Annotated in this window: 19 protein-coding genes; 16 read left to right on the top strand and 3 right to left on the bottom strand. The window is 62.7% G+C overall.

The features are described 5' to 3' along the window. The first annotated feature begins 2 nt into the window (after positions 1-2). The 16 genes from murD (at position 3) to EEB13_RS01275 (ending at position 17,768) form a co-directional block, all read left to right on the top strand. A complete protein-coding gene (gene murD, locus EEB13_RS01350) occupies positions 3-1,520 on the top strand; it encodes a UDP-N-acetylmuramoyl-L-alanine--D-glutamate ligase (RefSeq protein WP_375128069.1) in 1,518 nt (505 codons plus the stop codon). Next, positions 1,517-2,920, top strand: coding sequence for a putative lipid II flippase FtsW (gene ftsW / locus EEB13_RS01345; RefSeq protein ID WP_141484465.1), 1,404 nt, complete (start codon positions 1,517-1,519; stop codon positions 2,918-2,920). Before murD ends, ftsW begins: the two co-directional genes overlap by 4 nt. Then, a complete protein-coding gene (gene murG, locus EEB13_RS01340; protein WP_045070309.1) occupies positions 2,917-4,107 on the top strand; it encodes an undecaprenyldiphospho-muramoylpentapeptide beta-N-acetylglucosaminyltransferase in 1,191 nt (396 codons plus the stop codon). Before ftsW ends, murG begins: the two co-directional genes overlap by 4 nt. Continuing rightward, entirely contained in the window at positions 4,104-5,612 is a 1,509-nt protein-coding gene (gene murC, locus EEB13_RS01335; protein WP_033231000.1) for a UDP-N-acetylmuramate--L-alanine ligase, read from the top strand. The genes murG and murC overlap by 4 nt, the downstream gene beginning before the upstream one ends. Further along, the gene (locus EEB13_RS01330; RefSeq protein ID WP_084703025.1) at positions 5,609-6,415 is read left to right on the top strand and encodes a cell division protein FtsQ/DivIB; all 807 of its coding nucleotides are present in this window, start codon (positions 5,609-5,611) and stop codon (positions 6,413-6,415) included. Before murC ends, EEB13_RS01330 begins: the two co-directional genes overlap by 4 nt. Before the next feature lie 226 nt (positions 6,416-6,641). Further along, positions 6,642-7,829: a cell division protein FtsZ gene (ftsZ, locus tag EEB13_RS01325; protein ID WP_033230999.1), complete on the top strand. Its 1,188-nt coding sequence runs from the start codon at positions 6,642-6,644 to the stop codon at positions 7,827-7,829. Positions 7,830-7,973: 144 nt separating this feature from the next. Further along, entirely contained in the window at positions 7,974-8,729 is a 756-nt protein-coding gene (pgeF, locus tag EEB13_RS01320) for a peptidoglycan editing factor PgeF (protein WP_141484464.1), read from the top strand. Between the two features lie 9 nt (positions 8,730-8,738). Continuing rightward, positions 8,739-9,497, top strand: a complete 759-nt coding sequence (locus tag EEB13_RS01315) for a YggS family pyridoxal phosphate-dependent enzyme (RefSeq protein ID WP_033230997.1) — start codon at positions 8,739-8,741, stop codon at positions 9,495-9,497. An 82-nt stretch (positions 9,498-9,579) separates the two neighbouring features. After that, complete coding sequence (locus EEB13_RS01310) at positions 9,580-10,230, top strand: cell division protein SepF (RefSeq protein ID WP_045070302.1); 651 nt, start codon at positions 9,580-9,582, stop codon at positions 10,228-10,230. Positions 10,231-10,419: 189 nt separating this feature from the next. Next, entirely contained in the window at positions 10,420-10,707 is a 288-nt protein-coding gene (locus tag EEB13_RS01305; protein ID WP_033231443.1) for a YggT family protein, read from the top strand. A gap of 117 nt (positions 10,708-10,824) precedes the next feature. Continuing rightward, positions 10,825-11,655 carry a DivIVA domain-containing protein gene (locus EEB13_RS01300; RefSeq protein ID WP_033230995.1) on the top strand — a complete coding sequence of 277 codons (831 nt, stop codon included), beginning with the start codon at positions 10,825-10,827 and terminating at the stop codon, positions 11,653-11,655. Between the two features lie 49 nt (positions 11,656-11,704). Next, complete coding sequence (locus tag EEB13_RS01295) at positions 11,705-11,968, top strand: hypothetical protein (RefSeq protein WP_141484463.1); 264 nt, start codon at positions 11,705-11,707, stop codon at positions 11,966-11,968. 227 nt (positions 11,969-12,195) lie between these two features. Then, entirely contained in the window at positions 12,196-15,360 is a 3,165-nt protein-coding gene (ileS, locus tag EEB13_RS01290) for an isoleucine--tRNA ligase (protein ID WP_141485509.1), read from the top strand. 59 nt (positions 15,361-15,419) lie between these two features. Beyond that, a complete protein-coding gene (locus EEB13_RS01285) occupies positions 15,420-15,767 on the top strand; it encodes a TfoX/Sxy family protein (protein WP_141484462.1) in 348 nt (115 codons plus the stop codon). A gap of 36 nt (positions 15,768-15,803) precedes the next feature. Next, positions 15,804-17,156: a DNA polymerase IV gene (locus EEB13_RS01280; RefSeq protein ID WP_045070293.1), complete on the top strand. Its 1,353-nt coding sequence runs from the start codon at positions 15,804-15,806 to the stop codon at positions 17,154-17,156. A 132-nt stretch (positions 17,157-17,288) separates the two neighbouring features. Further along, positions 17,289-17,768, top strand: a complete 480-nt coding sequence (locus EEB13_RS01275) for a hypothetical protein (protein WP_230589953.1) — start codon at positions 17,289-17,291, stop codon at positions 17,766-17,768. Between the two features lie 72 nt (positions 17,769-17,840). Here EEB13_RS01275 and EEB13_RS01270 read toward each other — a convergent pair whose 3' ends face one another. The 3 genes from EEB13_RS01270 to EEB13_RS01260 all read right to left on the bottom strand — a co-directional run bounded on the left by EEB13_RS01270 (position 17,841) and on the right by EEB13_RS01260 (position 21,639). Then, positions 17,841-19,232 carry a glutamate decarboxylase gene (locus EEB13_RS01270; RefSeq protein ID WP_141484461.1) on the bottom strand — a complete coding sequence of 464 codons (1,392 nt, stop codon included), beginning with the start codon at positions 19,230-19,232 and terminating at the stop codon, positions 17,841-17,843. A gap of 118 nt (positions 19,233-19,350) precedes the next feature. Continuing rightward, entirely contained in the window at positions 19,351-19,686 is a 336-nt protein-coding gene (locus EEB13_RS01265) for a hypothetical protein (RefSeq protein WP_141484460.1), read from the bottom strand. A 186-nt stretch (positions 19,687-19,872) separates the two neighbouring features. Continuing rightward, positions 19,873-21,639, bottom strand: coding sequence for a flavin-containing monooxygenase (locus EEB13_RS01260; protein WP_141484459.1), 1,767 nt, complete (start codon positions 21,637-21,639; stop codon positions 19,873-19,875). Positions 21,640-21,647 lie beyond the last annotated feature (8 nt).

The following is a 21,647-nucleotide window of genomic DNA, read 5'->3' as shown; positions in this document are numbered from 1 at the left end:
CCGTGACCGAAGCTGGAGCGAACGACCTGAGTTGGCTACGCGGACAACGCGTTCTGGTGGCCGGTGGCCGGGTATCCGGCCAGGCCACCATCGAACCTCTGGTCGCACTTGGTGCTTCGGTGACCGTCGCCGATTCCACCTTGGATTTTGCCGATCGTTGCGCCGAACTCGGTGCAGACACCACCGTCACGACCAGTTCGATCGAGGAAGATCGTGGTTTGATCACGCAGTTCGCGCTGGTCGTCACGAGTCCCGGGTTCCGGCCGGACGCCCCGATTCTGGCTGCCGCCGCAGGACACGGGATTCCTATCTGGGGCGACGTCGAACTGTCCTGGCGCATCGACCACTGCGGTCTCTACGGTCCGCCGCGAAAGTGGTTGGTGGTCACGGGCACGAACGGTAAGACGACCACTACGTCGATGCTCGCGTCCATCCTCGACGCTGCGGGTCTCGAAGGGCGGGCGTGCGGCAACATCGGACTTCCAGTGCTGTCTGCGCTGTCGGACACGTCGCCGCGAGTCGATTACCTGGCCGTCGAACTGTCGTCGTTCCAGTTGCACTGGGCGCCGTCGGTGCGCCCGGACGCCGGTGTTGTCCTCAACGTGGCCGAGGATCATCTCGATTGGCACGGCGGGATGGCCGCGTATGCCGAGGCCAAGGCTCGGGCTCTCAGTGGCAAGGTCGCGGTAGTCGGACTCGACGATGCGATTGCCGCAGAGCTCGGTGCCGGCGCCGAGGCCGACATCGTGGTGGGGTTCCGGTTGGGCGCTCCGGCGCCCGGCGAGTTGGGTGTGTCGGACGGCCATCTGGTCGACAACGCATTCGGCGACGGCCTGCAGTTGGCCGAGGCCGCGGACATCGATCCGCCTGGCCCCGCCGGTGTCATGGATGCGCTTGCCGCAGCGTCCCTCGCGCGGGCTGTGGGAATCGAACCTGACTCTGTGCGGGCCGGATTGACGGCTCACAAGGTCGGACCGCACCGCGGCGCAGTTGTCGGTGATGTCGGGTCGGTGCTGTACGTCGACGATTCCAAGGCAACCAATCCGCATGCTGCCCGCCCGTCGATCCTGGCTCACGATCGAGTCGTGTGGGTGGCCGGTGGTCTGCTCAAAGGGGCCAGCGTCGACGAGTTGGTGACAGAGGTCCGCAGCCGACTTGCCGGCGCGGTGTTACTCGGACGCGACGCGGGCGACATCGAGCAGGCATTGACGCGACACGCGCCCGAGGTCCCCGTAGTCCGCGTGATGACGGGGGACGATGCAGACGTGAGTGAAAATCTCAGCTCGTCGACGCAGGTGATTCGGCTGCCATCCGGGTCCGATGCGGACGCCGTGATGGCGGCGGTGGTGAATCAAGCCGCTGCGCTGGCGTCGCCGGGTAGCGCGGTGGTTCTTGCTCCCGCCGCGGCGTCGTTGGACATGTTCGACAGTTACGGCCACCGCGGCGACAGTTTTGCCGCGGCTGTCGGTGCACTGTCGGATCCGCCGGAACGCGCGAACAAGGCTGGGATCGCGGAATGACCAAGGGTCCCAAGACCCGAATCGGTGCCTGGCTTGCGCGGCCGTTGGCGTCATTTCATCTGGTAGTAACCGTCGCAGTGATGTTGACGGTCTTGGGACTTGTGATGGTTCTCTCGGCGTCGAGCGTCGAGGCTTATGCCGAAAACAAGTCGGCGTACTCGATGTTCTTGAAGCAGGCGATGTTCGCCGTTGTGGGATTTGTGTTGTTCTACGTCGCGTTGCGGTTGCCGATTCGTTCGATGCGCGCGATGTCGTTCCCGGTGTTCGTCACCACGGTTGTGCTGCTTGTCCTGGTTCTCATCCCGGGTATCGGGACCGAGGCGCAGGGCACCCGCGGGTGGTTTGTCATCGGTCCGCTGTCGGTGCAGCCGTCCGAGTTGGCCAAGATTGCGTTTGCGATCTGGGGAGCGCACGTGTTGGCGTCGCGCCGCGGCGAGATCACAACCATCAAGGAACTTCTCGTACCGTTGGTTCCGGCAGCGCTTGTGGTCTTCGTGTTGATCATCCTGCAGCCCGACCTCGGCACAACCGTCTCGCTCATCATCATTCTTTTTGCGCTGCTCTGGTACGGCGGATTGCCGATCAAACTATTCCTCGCGATTCTCGGAACCGGCGTGGTGTCGGTGGCGATTCTCGCGTTGACGGCGGGTTACCGCTCAGACCGAGTGCGCGCCTTCTTCGATTCGGATGCAGATCCGCAGGGCACCGGGTACCAAGCTCGTCAGGCTATGTACTCGCTGGCCGACGGTGGAATATTCGGTCGTGGACTCGGCCAGAGCGTGGCCAAGTGGAGTTACCTGCCTAACTCGCACAACGACTTCATCTTCGCGATCATCGGTGAGGAACTCGGATTTGTCGGCGGCGCTGCCGTCATCGGTCTCTTTGCTCTGTTCGTCTACACCGGCCTACGGATTGCGGCGCGGTCCTCGGATCCGTTCCTGCGAATCCTGACCGCGACGGTGACGACCTGGATCACCGGGCAGGCGTTCATCAACATCGGATACGTCGTGGGGCTACTGCCCGTCACGGGACTGCAGTTGCCTCTCGTGTCGGCGGGTGGAACGTCGACGGCGACCACGCTGTTCATGTTCGGCGTCGTCGCCAATGCCGCACGTCACGAGCCGGAAGCGATCGCCGCCCTGCACTCCGGTCAGGACGGTAGGATTTCCAAGCTGCTGCGGCTACCGATGCCGGTGCCGTTTCAGTCGGTCAGGCCGAGCCGGCCTCGCGGCAGTGCGGAATCGAGCCGCTCGCGCGGCAGTGCGGAATCGAGCCGCTCGCGCGGCAGTGCAGAATCGAGCCGCAAGGCCCCAGCAGGGCAGAATGGACGACGTCGGCAGGCGCCGACGCGCAAGACACACGATGCACATGAAGTTCGAGAGCGAGGAATTCGTAGGTGAGCGGCATTAATTCAGCTCTGTCGGTAGTGGTGGCAGGTGGAGGAACCGCTGGTCATATCGAGCCTGCTCTGGCAGTTGCGGACGCCGTGAAGGCGCTGGCACCCGACACCACCGTCACCGCGTTGGGAACCGCCCGCGGGCTCGAGACGACACTTGTTCCCGCCAGGGGTTACACACTCGAACTGATTCCGCCGGTCCCGTTGCCGCGTAAGCCGACGATGGACCTGGTGAAACTCCCACTACGCATTCGAGCATCGGTGCGTAAGACACGTGAGGTGCTCGACGCAGTCGACGCCGATGTCATCGTGGGTTTTGGTGGGTATGTGGCACTGCCCGCGTACCTCGCCGCTCGCGGTGGGGTCTTGCGCCGCCGTCGCACCATTCCCATTGTCATCCACGAGGCCAACGCCAGCGCCGGCATCGCGAACAAGATCGGTGCGCGGCTGGCAACGCGTGTCTTGGCTGCAGTCCCCGGGTCCGGGGTGAAAAATCGCGGTGCGAGCGACGCGGACATCGTGGGTATTCCGGTGCGGGCATCCATCGCGAACTTCGACCGGGCCGGTTTACGGGCACAGGCGCGTGAGTATTTCGGCCTTCCGCTCGATGGTCCGGTTCTGCTCGTATTTGGCGGTTCGCAGGGGGCGAAGTCGCTCAACGACGCGGTGTCAGGCGCTGCCCGGGAGTTGGCAGACGCGGGAATCTCGGTGTTGCACGCACACGGACCCAAGAACACGCTCGACGCCGCGCAGTTCTCGGAGGCTGCGCCGTACGTTGCCGTGCCGTATCTCTCGCGCATGGATCTTGCGTATGCCGCGGCCGACGCCGCAATCTGTCGCTCCGGTGCGATGACTGTGGCTGAGGTGTCCTCCGTCGGACTGCCGGCCGTCTACGTTCCGTTGCCACATGGAAACGGTGAGCAGGAGTTGAACGCAAAGCCGGTCGTCGCAGCAGGTGGTGCTGTGATCGTCAGCGACGCCGACCTGACTCCGGCATTTGTCGCGGACACCGTGGTGCCGTTGCTCACCGATTCGCCGCGACTGCAGGCGATGAGCGCGGCGGCTGCCGGTGTCGGGCACCGGACCGCGGCGACCGAGATCGCGCGGATCGTTCTGGACACTGCCCGGAAAAGCAACACAGAAGCACGTAACAACACCGCAGTACGCAACACAAATAGGGGAAACCGATGACCGCGCTGCCCGCCCACCTCGAGCGAGTACACATGGTGGGTATAGGTGGTGCCGGCATGTCCGGCATCGCACGAATTCTGTTGTCCCGCGGCGGACTTGTATCAGGATCCGACGCCAAGGAAAGTCGCGGCGTGTTGGCTTTGCGGGCACGCGGAGCGCAGGTCCGGATCGGCCATGACGCCGACGCGTTGGATCTCCTTCCCGGCGGCCCCACTGTTGTCGTCACCACGCACGCGGCCATTCCCAAGGACAATCCGGAACTGGTCGAAGCAGCGCGTCGTGGGATTCCGGTGATTCTCCGGCCGGCAGTCCTCGCGTCGTTGATGGAGGGAAACCGCACGTTCCTGGTTTCGGGAACCCACGGCAAGACGTCGACCACGTCGATGTTGGTAGTCGCTCTGCAGCATTGCGGATTCGATCCGTCGTTTGCGGTGGGGGGCGAACTCAACGAGGCCGGAACCAACGCGCATCACGGTAGCGGCGACGTCTTCGTGGCAGAAGCCGACGAGAGTGACGGCTCGCTGCTGCAGTACGACCCCGACGTGATCGTCGTGACCAACATCGAAGCCGATCACCTGGACTACTTCGGAAGCGTCGAGAACTACGTGCAGGTCTTCGATGATTTTGTGGGCAAACTGGCTCCCGGTGGTCTCCTGATCGCCTGCCTCGACGACGCGGGTTCGGCGGATCTGGCCAAGCGGATCGTAGCTTCCGGCCGGGGCGATATTCGAGTCATCGGCTACGGCAGTGCAGATGCGGGAGATGCGGCGTTCGAGCCGGTCGACGGGGTCGAGGTGGGTGTGCGACTGCTCGATTTCCGGGCGCACGACGTTGGCGGAGTCCTGCAGTTCCAGTTGGCGGGGGAAAAGGCTGCGCGGACGGTTCGGATGGCTGTTCCCGGTCGTCACATGGCGTTGAACGCTCTGGCTGCGCTGTTGGCTGCGCGTGATGCCGGTGCGGAGATCGACGAGATCGTCGAAGGGCTCGCCGGATTCGGGGGAGTGCACAGGCGGTTCCAGTTCACGGGTCGTGAGCGCGGTGTGCGTGTGTTCGACGATTACGCCCACCATCCCACCGAGGTGCGAGCAGTTCTCGGCGCAGCCGCGGATCTTGTTCGGCCACAAGATGTTTCATCGGTTGCGAACTCTGCTGCCGGTCGCGTGATCGTGGTTTTCCAGCCGCACCTGTACTCACGTACGGCGACGTTTGCCGACGAGTTCGCGGCAGCGCTGGACCTTGCAGACGAGGTAGTCGTTCTCGACGTCTACGGTGCGCGTGAAGAACCGTTGCCCGGTGTCAGTGGGGCATTGGTTGCACAGGCTGTCACGAAACCCGTTCACTACCAGCCTGATCTGTCGCTCGCGCCGCGTCAGGTAGCCGGCCTGGCCGGTCCCGGTGACATCGTCATCACGATGGGTGCCGGTGACGTGACGATGTTGGGCAAACAGATCCTCGACGCGTTGCGCGCAGTTCCTCATCAGGCTTCGCGCACGCAGACGCGATGAGTTCGGACGCACGTAGCCGCCGCGGTCGTCGTGATCCGGCGGCCCGGCGTACCGCAGGCGCCAGAGCGCGAAGTACCCGCACAGAATCGCGATACTCGACCCGCGCTACTGCGCCGAAGCCGCCGCCGACACCGAAATCGCCTTGGTACAAGCGGCCGGTGGTGATGGCGCCGCTGGCGGTCGTTGTTGTTGTCGGACTCGTTCTGACAGCGTGGTTGTCACCAGTTCTCTCGGTTCGCGGTACCGAAGTCAGGGGAGCGTCGACGGTATCCGAGGAGCAGATCCTGGAATTGCTGGCAATCCCAGCCGGTACGCCGTTGATGCGCGTCGATGCAGGTTCGGCAGCGGCACGTGTCGCGGCTATTCCGAAGGTTGCATCTGCGCGGGTGCAGCGGATGTATCCGTCGACAATTCGGGTGACGGTAACCGAGCGAGTCCCCATGGTGTTCGTGGATTCGCCGGAAGGCACCCATCTGCTGGACGAGAAGGGCGTCGACTTCGAGATCGGCGTCCCGCCGCCCGGCGTGCCCCGACTGGTGACGGCGACACCCGGATGGAACGACCCGCCGACCTTGGCTGCGCTCGAGGTGCTCGCGGCATTGCCGCCGGAGTTACGGATGCAGGTGGGAGAGGTTGCTGCCCGGTCCATTTCGGATGTCTCGATGACGTTGGTCGACGGGCGTGTCGTCAACTGGGGTGGCGTCGAGAAGTCGGATCGCAAGGCCGCGGTGACGCTGCCGCTGTTGACGCAGCCGGGCCAGACGTACGACGTGTCGAGTCCCGACCTTCCGACGGTGCGTTAGTTCAGGCGCGGAATGTGCGAACTCACGTCAAATACTTCCCGAAGTTTCGGCGCGCCTAATGGCGGATCGTGATGTCGATGCATAGCGTTTGGTTTCAGATCGAATACTTGACATAACTCTAACCCTGTGGTTGAGGTTGAGAGTTGAGATTCACCCGCTTTACCCAGTACCTGCTTTACCCAGCAATAGACAACAGCGCGTAATACGACACGGAAGGCGAGAGCCGATGACGCCCCCGCACAACTACCTCGCCGTAATCAAGGTCGTCGGCATCGGCGGCGGCGGCGTGAACGCAGTCAACCGCATGATCGAACAAGGACTCAAGGGAGTCGAGTTCATCGCGGTCAACACGGACGCGCAAGCCCTCCTGATGAGCGACGCCGACGTCAAACTCGATGTCGGTCGTGAACTGACCCGAGGCCTCGGCGCCGGTGCAGATCCCGAGGTCGGCCGCAAGGCCGCCGAGGATCACAAGGACGAAATCGAAGAGGTCATCAAGGGCGCTGACATGGTGTTCGTGACCGCCGGTGAGGGTGGTGGAACCGGAACCGGTGGTGCCCCTGTCGTCGCCAGCATCGCCCGGAAGTTGGGCGCCCTCACCGTTGGTGTCGTAACCCGGCCGTTCTCCTTCGAAGGCAAGCGTCGTGGTGGCCAGGCCGACACGGGCATCCAGGCATTGCGTGAGTCGTGCGACACGCTCATCGTCATCCCGAATGATCGGCTCCTTCAGCTCGGGGACGCGGCTGTCAGTTTGATGGACGCATTCCGCAGCGCCGACGAGGTTCTGCTCAACGGCGTTCAGGGCATCACCGACCTGATCACCACTCCGGGACTGATCAACGTCGACTTCGCGGACGTGAAGGGTGTCATGTCCGGTGCCGGTAGCGCACTCATGGGCATCGGCTCCTCGCGCGGCGAAGGTCGGGCGATCAAAGCTGCTGAGTCCGCTATCAACTCACCGCTTCTCGAGGCGTCGATGGAAGGCGCCCGCGGCGTTCTGCTGTCGATCGCCGGTGGCAGCGATCTTGGTCTGTTCGAGATCAACGAAGCGGCTTCCCTCGTGCAGGAAGCCGCGCACATCGATGCCAACATCATCTTCGGAACGGTGATCGACGATTCACTCGGAGACGAAGTTCGTGTGACGGTCATCGCTGCCGGTTTCGACGGGGGAGCGCCTGCGCGTCGCCCCGTCGAGTCCGCGGCACCCGGCCGAGGAGCTATCGGAGCAGGGCGCGCCGGCGAGGTCGGACGTTCACCGGTAGCTGCGGAACCGCCTGTGGAGCAGCAGGTTCCGGTTGCGCGCGAGCCGATTGGTTCGGGCTCGCTGCCGCCGATTGCTCCGCCGCGCCATGTTGCGCCACAGGAGGACGACGGCGATGACGACGTCGACGTTCCAGTCTTCATGCGTCGCTGAGTAGAGCGCCGCGCACGCTTTCGAGAGCAGGGTATCCAGATTTTCTGGGTACCCTGTTCTTGATTGATCCCTTATCTCTGTCCGGAAGCTGCCTCGGGATCATGTCCCGTGCAGCAGTGAACATTCGACGTTTGTGAGCACAAAATTTTGAGTACCGAGAACTCGACCGCCAATTTCCGAGTCCGCCGTGTCGTCACCAGTCGCGCTGGCGGTGTTTCGGAAGCGCCGTACGACTCGTTCAATCTCGGTGATCACGTCGGCGACAACGCCGAAGCCGTCGACGCAAACCGTCGACGCCTCGCACGCGAAATCGGCGTCGAGCCGAATCATCTTGTCTGGATGGAACAAATCCACTCGCGCAACGTAACCGTCGTTACCGAGCCGACGGACGAGGTCATCGAGGTGACCGACGCCTTGGTCACTACTGTCCCCGGGTTGGCACTGGCCACGCTCAGTGCCGACTGCGTTCCGGTGCTGCTGTCCGACGAGCAGGCCGGCGTCATCGCCGCCGTGCATGCCGGCCGGATCGGTGCGCGCCTCGGAATCGTGCCGCGGGTTCTGGCCGAGATGGTTCGCCAAGGCGCTGACGTCTCTCGGATCGGCGCCTTCCTCGGTCCGGCAGCCAGTGGCCGGCAGTACGAAGTGCCTGCCGAGATGCGTGCCGACGTCGAGAAGCATCTGCCTGGCAGTGCAACTCGTACCGCGAAGGGCACTCCCGGTCTGGACCTGCGGGCCGGAATCCGCAAACAACTCCTTGATGCCGGTGTTACGGGTGTCGCCGAGGATCCTCGTTGCACGATCGAGGACCGCGCACTGTTCAGTCACCGCCGCGATTCCCTCACCGGGCGTCAGGCTGCGGTGATCTGGATGGATCCGATCGTCACTGTGGAAGACAACTAGGCCGATTGCATGAACGCCGACAATTCTGGACGCGTGGCCGAGATCTCGGCGGCACTCGATTCGGTGCGGTCCCGCCTCACTGCGGCGTGCGCCGCGGCAGGGCGTCCGGCTTCTGCCGTGACGCTTCTCCCGGTTACCAAGTTCTTCCCCGCGTCGGATGCGCGAATTCTGTATGAATTGGGTTGCCGCGAGTTCGGTGAGTCGCGCGAGCAGGAAGCGATAGCCAAGGTTGCGGAATTCGCCGCAGCCGCCGCCGGTGGTGCAATCGACGGGGCGGATCCTGTTCGGTGGCACATGATCGGTCAGTTGCAGCGAAACAAGGCACGTTCGGTCGCGAAGTGGGCCTACGCGATTCACTCGGTCGACAGTGCGCGGCTCGCGGACGCTCTCGATCGGGCCGCGCTCGATGCCCTCTCCGCCGGTGATCGCGCTGCACCGTTGCGAGTTCTCATTCAGGTGAGCCTCGACGCCGATCCGACGCGCGGCGGCATCGCGCTCGACGAGTTACCGGCACTCGCCGCGCGGATCGCGACGGCCGACGGTCTGGAACTGGCCGGGCTGATGGCCGTTCCGCCGCTGGGTTCGGACGCAGACGAACAGTTTGCTCGCCTGCACGAGGTCCATCGGACCGTCCTCGAGTCGCATCCGCATGCGGTCGAGTTGTCGGCCGGAATGACCGGAGATCTCGAGGCTGCGGTTCGCCACGGATCGACTTGCGTGCGTGTCGGAACCGCACTGCTCGGCTCACGACCAGTAATCTCGAAATGATCGCTCTGGTGATCGCCCAACCCGTCCACACCGCGACCGGCCGCAGTCGGAGACAATCCGCCGCGCCAAGGAAGGTCGATCAATGAGCAACCTGCACAAGTTCAAGGCATATTTCGGCATGGTTCCCCTCGACGACTACGAGGACGAGTACGTAGAAGAACCCGATCAGGCTCGTCGCGCACCTCGCCGTAGCCATGACGGCTATGCCGAACGTGATGACCGCGAGTTTGCCGAGCCGGCTTTCTCGAAGGCTGGCTACGCGCCCAGCCGTCGGGATGAGGAAGAAGCCGAGTTCGATCGCTACGAATCACGTCCGAGAATGGACACCGTTGCCTCGCGTGCACCCCGCCCGTCGATGGCGCCTCGTCCCACCAGCCGGGGCAATCTTGCAGTTGACGCCCGCGCCGAGCGCCCTGAAGTTCGCCGCGCGCCCGCAGTCGACGACGGCGGCCCGTTGGCCAAGATCACGACTCTGCGTCCGCAGAGCTACGCCGAGGCCCGCACGATCGGCGAGCGCTTCCGCGACGGCACGCCGGTCATCATGGATTTGGTCGACATGAGCAACGCCGACGCGAAGCGACTGGTCGACTTCGCCGCGGGTCTCGCTTTTGCGCTGCGCGGCTCGTTCGACAAGGTCGCCACCAAAGTGTTTCTTCTCTCACCGGCCGACATCGATGTTTCCGCCGAGGAGCGTCGTCGTATCGCGGAGACGGGCTTCTACAGTCAGAAATGATGCTCTCGATCGTAGATAGCTCCTTGAACAGCCGAAACGCTGGACATTCTGTTGCGCTGGGGCCTGTGCAGGGGTCGCATGCCAGGGGTGTTCACGGTCTCGGCTCGGTGAGTTCGCAGCCTCGTAATCCGGCCTCGGATGGCGAGTGTCTGTTTTGGACGCGACGCAGAAGTCAGGCAGAGTGAGGGTGTGAACGCGCTTTTCGATGTGATCTACCTCGTGCTGGTTGTGTTTTGGCTTTTGCTGATCGGCAGAGTGATTGTCGAGTTCGTTCGTTCGTTCGCCAGAGACTGGCGTCCGTCGGGAGTGGTCGCCATCATTCTCGAAACCGTTTTTACGATCACCGATCCGCCGGTGAAGCTTCTCCGTAGGTTGATCCCCCCGATCAACCTGGGTGGGGTTCGCTTGGATCTATCCATCATGGTCTTGCTTTTCATCGTCATCATCCTGATGTCGGTTGTCGGCTCGGCCCGGTAATTGAGTGGGGTGTGCCAGAATGGAACCCATAACTCGCGTAGTGGTTAGCTGCTACGCACACCGTGCTGTAACTGAATGCTTGCTTGACCGCCAAATGACGCGTGAAGGGATCCTTCCATGCCGCAACTGACTCCAGCTGACGTGCACAACGTTGCGTTCAGCAAGCCGCCTATCGGCAAGCGTGGCTACAACGAAGACGAGGTCGACGCATTTCTTGATCTCGTCGAGCAGGCGCTCTCGCAGCTCATCGAGGAAAATGCAGATCTGCAACAGCGAGTAAGCGAGCTGGATCAGGAACTTGCTGCTGCAAAGAAGGCGCCGGCACCGGCTGCCAATGCAGGTGCCCCGGTAGCCCAGCCCAAGCCAGAACCGGCTCGCGTGGTCGAGGCTCCCAAGCCCGCTCCCGTCGTGGCACCGGTTCCCGTGGCTGCTGCCGCACAGGCTCCGCAGAGCGGCGACACCCACATGCAGGCAGCCAAGGTTCTCGGCCTGGCTCAGGAGATGGCAGATCGCCTCACCGGCGATGCCAAGGCAGAGTCCGAGCAGCTGCTCGGAAGTGCCCGCACCAACTCCGAGCAGCTGATGAGCGAGGCTCGCAGCAAGGCTGACGGCATGATCGCGGACGCTCGCAACAAGTCGGAAGCAATGCTCACCGATGCGCAGACCCGCTCGGAGACCCAGCTTCGCCAGGCTCAGGAGAAGGCCGATGCTCTCAAGGCAGACGCCGAGAAGAAGCACACCGAGATCATGGCGACCATCAACCAGCAGCGATCTGTCCTCGAGGGCCGCATCGAGCAGCTCAAGACGTTCGAGCGCGAATACCGGGTGCGCCTCAAGTCCTACCTGGAATCGCAGCTCGAAGAGCTCGAACAGCGTGGTTCTGCGGTTCCGGTCGACGGTGGCCAGGAGTCCTTCAGCAGTCCGTCGTTCGCAAAGGGAAACAGCTGACCGAGGGATACTCGCCAGGTCAGCGCCGACATCGGGTAGAGGTTGACACGTGCTGGTCGTGACGATAGGACTCGCGGCGGCAGGATTTGCTTTCCTGATTATCGCGCTGACCACCGGGTCGATTATCTGGGCGTGGGCGTGTATTGCAATTTGTTTGGCGGGTGCCGTCCTCCTGCTGGTCAGTGCGCTGACCGGCAAGAGGGCGGCTCTGCCGTTGGACGAGCCGGATACAACCGCCGACGTTGACACACCGGACAACACGGATTTTCCGGGAAACCACGGTGGGTCGGCAAACGAAAACGGCGAGCATTAGACTGTTCGTCAAGAACAGGCTATTCACGAATTACAGGCGATGAACCGGCAATCACCGGGGAGCCTTCGGAAGAACGGTGTTCAGCCAGGCTCGGGCCTGTCAGGCACTCAGTAGAACCGAACGGGTGAGCCCGTCACAGCTCGCGAAGAGTGGCAACACGGAAGGCCTGGCAGAGTTTTGCCGGATTCACGTGGTGCAAGCGGGGTGGTACCGCGGTACGTACGCAGATGCGCACGTATCGTCCCCGTGCCGAGTCGTACAGGCACGAGGAGATCGCAGTGGCGAATAACGGGTATCCCAAAGTCGATTACGGCGTCCCCGCCGACACCGGAGTCAAATTTCCGGCCCTGGAACAGAAGGTTCTGAAAGAGTGGGCCGACGACGACACGTTCCGGGCATCGGTCGACAATCGTGACGGCAACGAGGAGTTCGTCTTCTACGACGGCCCTCCGTTTGCCAACGGCTTGCCGCACTACGGTCACCTTTTGACGGGGTACGTCAAGGACTTGGTGCCCCGCTTCCAGACAATGCGCGGCCGCAAGGTGGAGCGCCGGTTCGGTTGGGATTGCCACGGCCTGCCCGCAGAGCTCGAGGCCGAGAAGCAACTCGGCATCAAGGACAAGTCCGAGATCGACGTCATGGGACTTGCGAAGTTCAACGAGTACTGCAAGGCGTCGGTGCTCAAGTACACCGACGAGTGGCGTGAGTACGTCACCCGGCAGGCTCGTTGGGTCGACTTCGACAACGACTACAAGACCCTGGACCTCGACTTCATGGAGTCGGTCATGTGGGCATTCAAGGAGCTGCACGAGAAGGGCCTGATCTACCAGGGCTTCCGCGTTCTCCCGTACAGCTGGTACGAGCAGACACCGCTGTCCAACCAGGAAACTCGTCTCGACGACGCGTACAAGATGCGTCAGGATCCGGCGGTCACCGTCGAGATGCCGCTGGTGGCGTCGGGCTCACCGCTCGATGGTGCCAATGCCGTCATCTGGACCACAACGCCGTGGACGCTGCCGTCCAACCTCGCTTTGGCTGTTCATCCCGACATCGACTATGTCCAGGTTCTCGGTCAGGACAGCAAGCGCTACGTGCTCGCCGAAGCTCGAGTTGCTCACTACGCCCGTGAGTTGGGGGACGACCCCGAGGTCGTTTCGCGGCACAAGGGTAGCGACCTGGTCGGCCTGTCGTACACACCGCCGTTCGACTTCTTCGTCGGGCACCCGAACGCCCATGTCGTGTTGTCGGCCGATTACGTCACCACCGATTCGGGTACCGGAATCGTCCACCTCGCACCGGCTTTCGGTGAAGAGGATATGGATGTTGCGACCGCCAACGGCATCGAGGTCGTTCAGCCGCTTGACCCCGGTGGAAAGTTCACGTCTATGGTGCCGCCGTACGAGGGTCTGATGGTGTTCGACGCCAACCCCGTCATCATCAAGGATCTCAAAGCCGCCGGAAACCTGTTGCGGCACGAGACGATCGAGCACTCGTACCCGCACAGCTGGCGCAGTGGTCAGCCGCTCATCTACATGGCGGTTCCGTCGTGGTTCGTGGCCGTCACCAAGTTCCGTGACCGCATGGTCGAACTCAACCAGGACATCACCTGGGTTCCCGAGCACATCCGCGACGGTCAGTTCGGCAAGTGGCTCGAAGGTGCTCGCGACTGGAACATCAGCCGAAACCGCTACTGGGGCAGCCCCATTCCGGTGTGGGTCTCGGATGATCCGCAGTACCCGCGTACCGACGTCTACGGTTCCCTGGATCAGTTGGAGGCAGACTTCGGTGTGCGCCCGACCGACCTGCACCGTCCGATGATCGACGATCTGGTGCGTCCGAACCCGGACGACCCGACCGGTAAGTCGATGATGCGTCGAGTTCCCGAGGTTCTGGACTGCTGGTTCGAGTCCGGTTCGATGCCGTACGCCCAGGTGCACTACCCCTTCGAGAACCGCGACTGGTTCGAGAGCCACTACCCGGGTGACTTCATCGTCGAGTACAACGGTCAGACCCGTGGCTGGTTCTACACCCTGCACGTTCTCGCGACGGCTCTGTTCGATCGTCCCGCTTTCAAAACCGTTGCAGCACACGGCATCGTTCTCGGTGACGACGGGCTGAAGATGAGTAAGTCCAAGGGTAACTACCCGGATGTCAAGGAGGTGTTCGACCGCGACGGCAGTGATGCCATGCGCTGGTTCCTCATGTCCTCACCCATCCTGCGCGGTGGCAACCTGGTCGTGACGGAGCAGGGCATCCGCGAAGGTGTGCGTCAGGCTTTGCTTCCACTGTGGAATGCCTGGAGCTTCCTGCAGCTGTACGCACCGGAATGTGGTGTGTGGCGCACTGATTCGGAGAACATCCTCGACAAGTACATCCTCGCGAAGCTGGCGGGCACGAGGAACGTCATCACCGATGCCCTCGAGGCGAACGACATCGCGGGAGCTTGTGACGAGCTTCGGTTGTTCTGTGATGCACTCACCAATTGGTATGTGCGACGGTCGCGTTCACGTTTCTGGGACGAAGATCGTGATGCCATCGACACGCTCCACACGGTGCTAGAGGTTGTGACGCGTCTGGCTGCGCCCTTGCTGCCGTTGGTGTCCGAAGTGATCTGGCGTGGATTGACCGGGGAACGCTCGGTACACCTCGCCGATTGGCCGACGGAGTCCGAGTTGCCTGGCGATCCGGAACTCGTTGCCGCCATGGACGACGTGCGCACGGTGTGCTCGACAGTGTTGAGCTTGCGTAAGGCGCAGAACCTGCGTGTCCGTCTGCCGTTGCCCGAGGTTACGGTCGCAGCGCCGGATGCCGAGCGTCTGCGTCCGTTCCTCGGCCTGATCGCCGACGAGGTCAACGTCAAGAAGGTCGACCTGACCGAGGACGTCGACGTTCACGGTCGGTTCGAGATCGCGGTCAACGCGCGTGCTGCAGGTCCGCGTCTGGGCAAGTCTGTTCAGACCGTCATCAAGGCCGTCAAGGCCGGCGACTGGACCGAGAATGCGGACGGTGTGGTGGTTGCCGCCGGCATCGAACTCTTGCCGGAGGAATACACGCAGAAACTGGTTGCAGCCGAGCCTGATTCGACTGCAGCGCTTCCCAATGGCGCAGGTCTTGTCGTGCTCGATTCCGTCGTGACGGAAGAGCTCGAGGCCGAGGGTTGGGCCAAGGACCGGATCCGCCAACTACAGGATGCGCGCCGCGCCGCGGGACTCGACGTCTCGGATCGCATCAACGTTGTGCTCGAGGTGCCCGAGGATCGCAAGGACTGGGCCGATCGTCATCGCGACTTGATTGCCGGTGAGGTTCTGGCCACGTCGTTCACGATCGGCGAGGCCGGGGACGGTGCCGTCGATCTCGGCGACGGTATCCGTGCTGCAATCACGAAGGTCTAGTAGCTGACAACTACTCCGGTGCCCCGAAATATGTCGGAGCACCGGAGTAGTTTGCTCTCATGAGCACGAGCAAGGACACCGTGGCGCGCATTCTCGAGCAGTTGGAGCCGCTCGATGTCCGTGCGCGGGCTATGTTCGGTGAGTATGGCTTGTACTGCGACGAGAAGGTCGTTGGCTTGATCTGCGGTGACGTTCTGTACGTCAAGCCGACAGAGATCAGTGCGGAGTTCGGATCGGACGCAGACCTTGCGCCGCCGTACCCGGGCGCAAAGGAGTATTACCGGGTTCCAGAGGAGCGGTTTCACGACGTGGATCGGCTGCACGCATTCATTCAGCGAACCGCCGACGCGCTTCCACTGCCCAAGAAGAAGCCACCGAAGAAGGCCAAACCGAAGGTCCAGAAGTAATCCATTGCTCGCCGAGATCGAGAACTGTTACCGCCGATGAACCAGGGTGATCCCACACGAAGCCGCCGGTGGGTGCTTCATCTCGATATGGATGCCTTTTTCGCCTCCGCTGAGCAATTGACCCGACCGACGTTGCGCGGACGTCCCGTCATGGTGGGCGGTCTCGGTGGCAGGGGCGTGGTTGCCGGCGCAAGTTACGAGGCTCGCGCCTTCGGTGCTCGGTCCGCCATGCCGATGCATCAGGCAAGGCGCTTGGTGGGCGGCGGGGCAGTGGTCCTACCGCCGCGGATGTCGCTGTATTCGGTACTGAGTAAAGGGGCGTTCGAGGCGTTGCGTCTGCGCATGCCGGTGCTCGAACAGTTGTCGGTGGACGAAGCGTTTGGCGAACCGGCCGAGTTGGCAGGAGCCGGTGCGGACGAGGTGCGGACGTTCTGCGAGGACCTACGGTCCTTGGTACTGGCAGAGACCGGGATGGTTGCGTCCATCGGCGCGGGTGCGGGCAAACAGGTCGCCAAGATTGCGTCGGGGCTGGCGAAGCCGAACGGTGTCGCGGTGGTGCCGCCGGGTCAGCAACACGAACTCCTCGATTCCCTTCCGGTTCGCAAGCTGTGGGGAATCGGCCCGGTGGCTGAGGAGAAGCTCAAACGGTTGGGGATCGTGACTATCGGGGGGTTTGCGCGCACTCCGATATCGGAGGTCGCGTCCATCCTCGGTACGACGGTAGGCCCTGGCTTGCATCGTCTGGCGCAGGGTATCGACGATCGTCCCGTGGCCGAGCGCGCGGACTCCAAGCAGATCAGTGCGGAATCGACGTTCGCGAGCGACATCGTCACGTTGGGGCAGTTGCGTGCGGCGGTGGAGAACAGCGGTGGGGCGGCGTTCTCACGGTTGGAGAAGGACGGCCGCGCGGCGCGCACGGTCGTGCTCAAGCTGAAGAAATCCGACATGAGTGTGCTGACCAGGTCGGTGACGTTGCCATATGCCACCCTCGACCGGGCGATCCTGATTGCCACCGCGCAGAAGCAGGTGATCGATCCGGTGGAATTGGGGCCGATCCGGTTGGTGGGGGTGGGATTTGCCGGGCTCTCCACAGTGCGTCAGGGATCGCTGTTTCCGGAGTTGGATCAGGATGTGCCGGGATATCCGATGGACACTCTCGCGGAGGATCTCGACGAGAGTCCCATTCCTGCGCGGGTTCCGGAACGATACTGGCATCCCGGTCTGGATGTGAGTCATCCCGAATTCGGACACGGTTGGGTGCAGGGCGCCGGTCATGGTGTCGTGACCGTTCGATTCGAAACCCGTTCCACGGGAACAGGAATCGCTAAAACCTTCACCGACGACGATGCGTCACTTCAGGTGGCGGATGCACTCGACAGCCTTCTCTAAGGACACCCTTAGACTTTTTCGGCTTACCGTTGGGTAATGTTGTGGCGGACCGCGAGCGATGCACGTCAGTGCTGACAACGCTCGTTTGTGAAAACCGGAATGGATAGGACTGAGAAGTTGAAGCTTCGTAACATGACCGTCGCAGCCGTCGCGATTGCAGCGGCCCTGACGATGACTGCCTGCAGTTCCGAAGAGGCCGATCCCGCCCCCAAGACCACAACCTCCGCGAAGGCCACGACCACCACGGTCGAGGTCGCGCTGCCGACTGCAGCCGAGCTCAACGCCAAGATCGCGACGGCACTCGACGAGAGCGTTCCGTCTTCGGAGAAGGTCAAGTTCGTCGAGGGCGCAGACGCCGATCCCGAGCTGATCAACCAGGTCGCCGCGGCTGCCAAGGCTGCCGGCGCACAGGTCGAGGTTGTCGACCCCGTCACCGATTCGGGCAGCGACACGGCTACCGCACCGCTCGCCATCGTTATCAACGGCCAGCCCCTTGCCGGCGGCATGAACGCTGTCTTCGTGAACCTGGACGGCGAGTGGGCACTGTCCAAGACCACCGCTTGCCAGATCGTCAGCTTCGCTCAGCTGACCACCCCGGCTTGCGCTGCTTGATTTCAGCTAGCTGACAAAGCGGCCGCCGAACCCTCACGGGTTCGGCGGCCGCTTTTGTTTGTTCAGGTTCGCTCAGTGGTGGAATCCCTCGGTGACACGAGGCTTGGGCATCGGGCTGGACAGTTCGTCGAGGAACGCGGTTTCCTCTTCGATGACACCCAACAGGTTGGCAGCCAAGTCCATGCTCAGACCGTTACGCACGACAATGCGTTGCACGGTGAGGTCGGTGAGGTTGTCCGGCATGGGATAGGCCGGCACGAGCCAGCCCTTGGCGCGTAGTCGATCCGACAGGTCGTAGAGCGTCCAATTCTCGGCGTGCCCGGCCTTCAGGCGCCACGCGAACACCGGAATATCGCTGCCGTCGTTCCAGAGTTCGAAGGCGTCGAGCTTGCCGATTCCTTCGGCGAGGAATTTCGCGACGTCCTGCGAGGACTGCTGGATGGAACGGTAACCGTCGTGGCCTAGCCGCAAGAACATGTAGAACTGCAAGATCACCTGGGCGCCGGGGCGCGAGAAGTTGAGTGCAAAGGTCGGCATGCTGCCGCCGAGATAACTGACTTTGAACACCAGATCCTCGGGGAGCAGGTCCTCCGAGCGCCACACCACCCAGCCAAGACCTGGGTACACCAGCCCGTATTTGTGCGCCGACGTGTTGATGGAATGAACTCGGGGGAGCCGGAAGTCCCATTCGATTTCCGGTTGGAGGAACGGTGCGATCATGGCGCCGGACGCTCCGTCGACGTGGATCGGGATGTCGAGTCCGGTCTTCTTCTGGATCGCGTCGAGTGCATTGGATATCTCGAGCACGGGTTCGTACATGCCGGTGTAGGTGACACCCATGATTGCGACGACACCGATGGTGTTCTCGTCGACGTACTTCTCGAGATCGTGCCCGTCGAGTGTGCGATGTTCCTCGCTGATGGGGACGTATCGCGCTTCGATGTCCCAGTAGTTGCAGAACTTTTCCCAGCACACCTGCACGGCTGAACTCATCACCATGTTCGGGCGGTCCACCGGTTTGCCTGCAGCGCGCCTGGCGTGCTGCCAGCGACGCTTGAGAGCGAGTCCGCCCAGCATGCAGGCTTCCGACGAGCCGATGGTCGACGTACCGATCGCGTCTTTCGGAGACGGTGCGTTCCACAGGTCGGCGAGCATCCGCCAGCAGTATGTTTCGATCGCGGCCGTCTGCGGGTACTCGTCCTTGTCGATCATGTTCTTGTCGAACGACTCTGAATACAAGCGCGTGGCGTGGTCGTCCATCCACGTGCCGACAAACGTCGCGAGATTCAAACGGGCATTGCCGTCCAACATCGTTTCGTCGTGGACGATTTGATAGGCAGTTTCGGGGAGCATGCCATCAGGTTCGAGAGTGTATTTCGAGGCAACCGAATCTTCTCCAGGTCTGGAGAAAATGGGATTCGCGGCGACGTAATCGGTATGTTCGGCTCTTCGCGGCTCTGGCATGAACTTCTGCTCCTCACAACGGTATTTCACGGTGGTCGGTGTCCTGATTGTTCGTATCCAGCTACCCTTACCGTCCATTGCGGAACGGAAGTTGTCAAAGGGAACTGTGATCAGTCGATCAGGCAGTCTGTGGCCTGAGCCTGCGCGCATCGTAGAACGCCGCGAAGTAACACAAAGTCGTGACAATCAGGAGTAAACCCGCAATGCGGGCGAAGGCGCGGTCGTCGAATGCCAGGATTGCCGTGCCCGATACCCCGAGAGTGAGGACATAGACCAGCTTGGCCACCTGCCAACGCGGCGAGTCGGGACGGATCGCAGAAGGCTTGCCTCGCACGGTGATCCGCCAATCGAAAAGCAAGGGCAGCACCACCGCGACCCAGACGGCCGTACCGAAATCACCTTCGAGAATTCCGGCGACGGCGAGGAATACAGCACTGAGTACGAGAGTGGTCACCACGAGCACCTGCAGTTGTGATTGTGCAGTCACAGGAACCGTCATGCCTGTGTATACCCAGAGAAGGCGGCTGTATGCGGTTAGCGCGCAGCCGTTCTCAGGCCGGGCAGAGTTCGGGTGGTTTCCGCCTCGAACGGCGTCCCCGCGGGGACGCCGTTCGACATCTGGCCGGGCGACATCTGATCGTCAGGTCAGCGTTGGTAATTCGACGCCCGTCAGGTCTGCCTTGATCTGCAGCGCGAGGTACTTGCTGTAGTTACGCACCAGCATGAAGTTCCCACCGTGGATCCAGAACCGGTCGTGCCCGGACGCCCGCCACACCGACTGAAGCTCGCCCTCGTCGTCCAGATCCCAGACCGGACCGCAGGCGTCGGCGACGGCATCACCGAGGACGCGTCGTGCGGTGTCGAGAATGCCACGGAACCCGGTGGCGCACACGATCGTGTCGGCCGGGACGTGGGTACCGTCCGACATGATCAGCCCGTCCGGGACGAGTCGCTCGACGGTCGGACCCGATACCAATGCGATGCTGCCGTCAGCGATAAGCGGGGAGGCGCCGACGTCGATGTAGTAACCGCCGTTGCGGGTCAAGAACAGCATCATCACTCCGGTGCCGTCCACTCCGTCGGCGAGCGCGAATCCCTTGGCAGCGAGAGCGTCGAGCAGCTCGCGGTCGTCCTCGGCCATTGCGGCGGAACCGTACTTCAGAGCTGCAAGAAATTGTGGATCGAGGCGTGCCGACGACGCGTCGAGCAGATCTGCCACGTCCGTGGAGGTGTGTTCGCCGTAGCGCATCCGGCCTCGATCAGACAGGGTATGCCCGCTCACCACGTGGGTGGGCCCACGCTGGATCAGTGTCACCTGCGCACCCGATTCGTAGAGATCCTGCGCGATGTCGTGGCCGCTGTTGCCGGTTCCGATCACCACGGTGCGGGTTCCCTTGCGTGCCGGTTCGGTGCGATACCGGCTCGAATGCAGCAGTTCGCCGGCAAAATCCTCGGCGCCCGCAAATTCTGGAAGGACAGGTTCGGTACCACTGAGACCTGTCGCGAGAACCACGTGGTGCGGACGTAGTGTGCGCCGTGTGCCGTTACGATCGACGACGACGGTCCAGCGCCGCTCGCCTGGATCGAATGTGGATTCCACAATCTCCGACCGCGTCCACACGTTCAGATCCATCGCACGTGAATATATTTCGAGCCAGTCGCCCATCTTGTCCTTGGGCGTGAAAACCGGCCAGGACGATGGGAATGGCATGAGCGGAAGATGATTCGACCAGACCGCGTCGTGTAGCACCAACGAGTCGTAGCGCCCGCGCCAGTTGTCGCCGACTCGATCACCGCGGTCGACCAGAAGGGTCCTGACTCCGAGCACGCCGAGTTGAGCGGCCAATGCCAGGCCCGAGTGGCCGGCACCGATTACGAGAACATCCGGATCGGCGTCGTGGCACTCGACTTCGCGGCTGCGCCGTGCCGACCAGTACTCCGGATGATCCCCCGTGCCGTCCGGTCGATGCTCGCCGGTGGTCGGTTCGTGGCCTGCCAGGGTATCCAGTGCGGTGAGGAGATTCCGGGCCCGCCAGGTGCCGTCGTCGAGGATCAGCCTGGCAACACCCCGCACGTGGCCGAGGTCGCTATCGAACCGAAACAGTAGTTGGATAGTAGATCCGGACAGTGTCGGAACTAGTGCTGGTGCGGCAGCCGGGTCGAGGTGTTCGCCGTGCACATGCTGTGCCGCAGCGGACGCGATGGCGGCATCGATCAGTGCGGTGCCGTTGAGACTGCGCAGGTCGCCGGAGAAGGCAAGCAGATCACGCCACCACACGTCGGGATGTAGCACCGCCTCGGCGCCGACGCCGGTACGCAGGAGGCAGGCGAAATCGGAGAGCCATTGCCCGGCCGTCGCCGCAACTGTGGCCGTGTCAAGCTCGGGGGAGTCCAATTGTGTTGTCATATCCACAC

The organism is Rhodococcus sp. WS3 (assembly GCF_003797085.1).
GTDB lineage: Bacteria > Actinomycetota > Actinomycetes > Mycobacteriales > Mycobacteriaceae > Rhodococcus_F > Rhodococcus_F globerula.
The sequence above is the reverse complement of the archived record's forward strand: the minus strand, read 5'-3'. Positions and strand labels throughout refer to the sequence as shown.

Excerpts from the sequence above, each read along its gene's own strand:
- ftsW (WP_141484465.1), top strand. The coding sequence starts at position 1,517 with ATGACCAAGGGTCCCAAGACCCGAATCGGTGCCTGGCTTGCGCGGCCG.
- murC (WP_033231000.1), top strand. The coding sequence starts at position 4,104 with ATGACCGCGCTGCCCGCCCACCTCGAGCGAGTACACATGGTGGGTATA.
- EEB13_RS01330 (WP_084703025.1), top strand. The coding sequence starts at position 5,609 with ATGAGTTCGGACGCACGTAGCCGCCGCGGTCGTCGTGATCCGGCGGCC.
- ftsZ (WP_033230999.1), top strand. The coding sequence starts at position 6,642 with ATGACGCCCCCGCACAACTACCTCGCCGTAATCAAGGTCGTCGGCATC.
- EEB13_RS01315 (WP_033230997.1), top strand. The coding sequence starts at position 8,739 with ATGAACGCCGACAATTCTGGACGCGTGGCCGAGATCTCGGCGGCACTC.
- EEB13_RS01310 (WP_045070302.1), top strand. The coding sequence starts at position 9,580 with ATGAGCAACCTGCACAAGTTCAAGGCATATTTCGGCATGGTTCCCCTC.
- EEB13_RS01300 (WP_033230995.1), top strand. The coding sequence starts at position 10,825 with ATGCCGCAACTGACTCCAGCTGACGTGCACAACGTTGCGTTCAGCAAG.
- ileS (WP_141485509.1), top strand. The coding sequence starts at position 12,196 with ATGCGCACGTATCGTCCCCGTGCCGAGTCGTACAGGCACGAGGAGATC.
- EEB13_RS01285 (WP_141484462.1), top strand. The coding sequence starts at position 15,420 with ATGAGCACGAGCAAGGACACCGTGGCGCGCATTCTCGAGCAGTTGGAG.
- EEB13_RS01280 (WP_045070293.1), top strand. The coding sequence starts at position 15,804 with ATGAACCAGGGTGATCCCACACGAAGCCGCCGGTGGGTGCTTCATCTC.
- EEB13_RS01275 (WP_230589953.1), top strand. The coding sequence starts at position 17,289 with ATGACCGTCGCAGCCGTCGCGATTGCAGCGGCCCTGACGATGACTGCC.
- EEB13_RS01270 (WP_141484461.1), bottom strand. The coding sequence starts at position 19,232 with ATGCCAGAGCCGCGAAGAGCCGAACATACCGATTACGTCGCCGCGAAT.
- EEB13_RS01260 (WP_141484459.1), bottom strand. The coding sequence starts at position 21,639 with ATGACAACACAATTGGACTCCCCCGAGCTTGACACGGCCACAGTTGCG.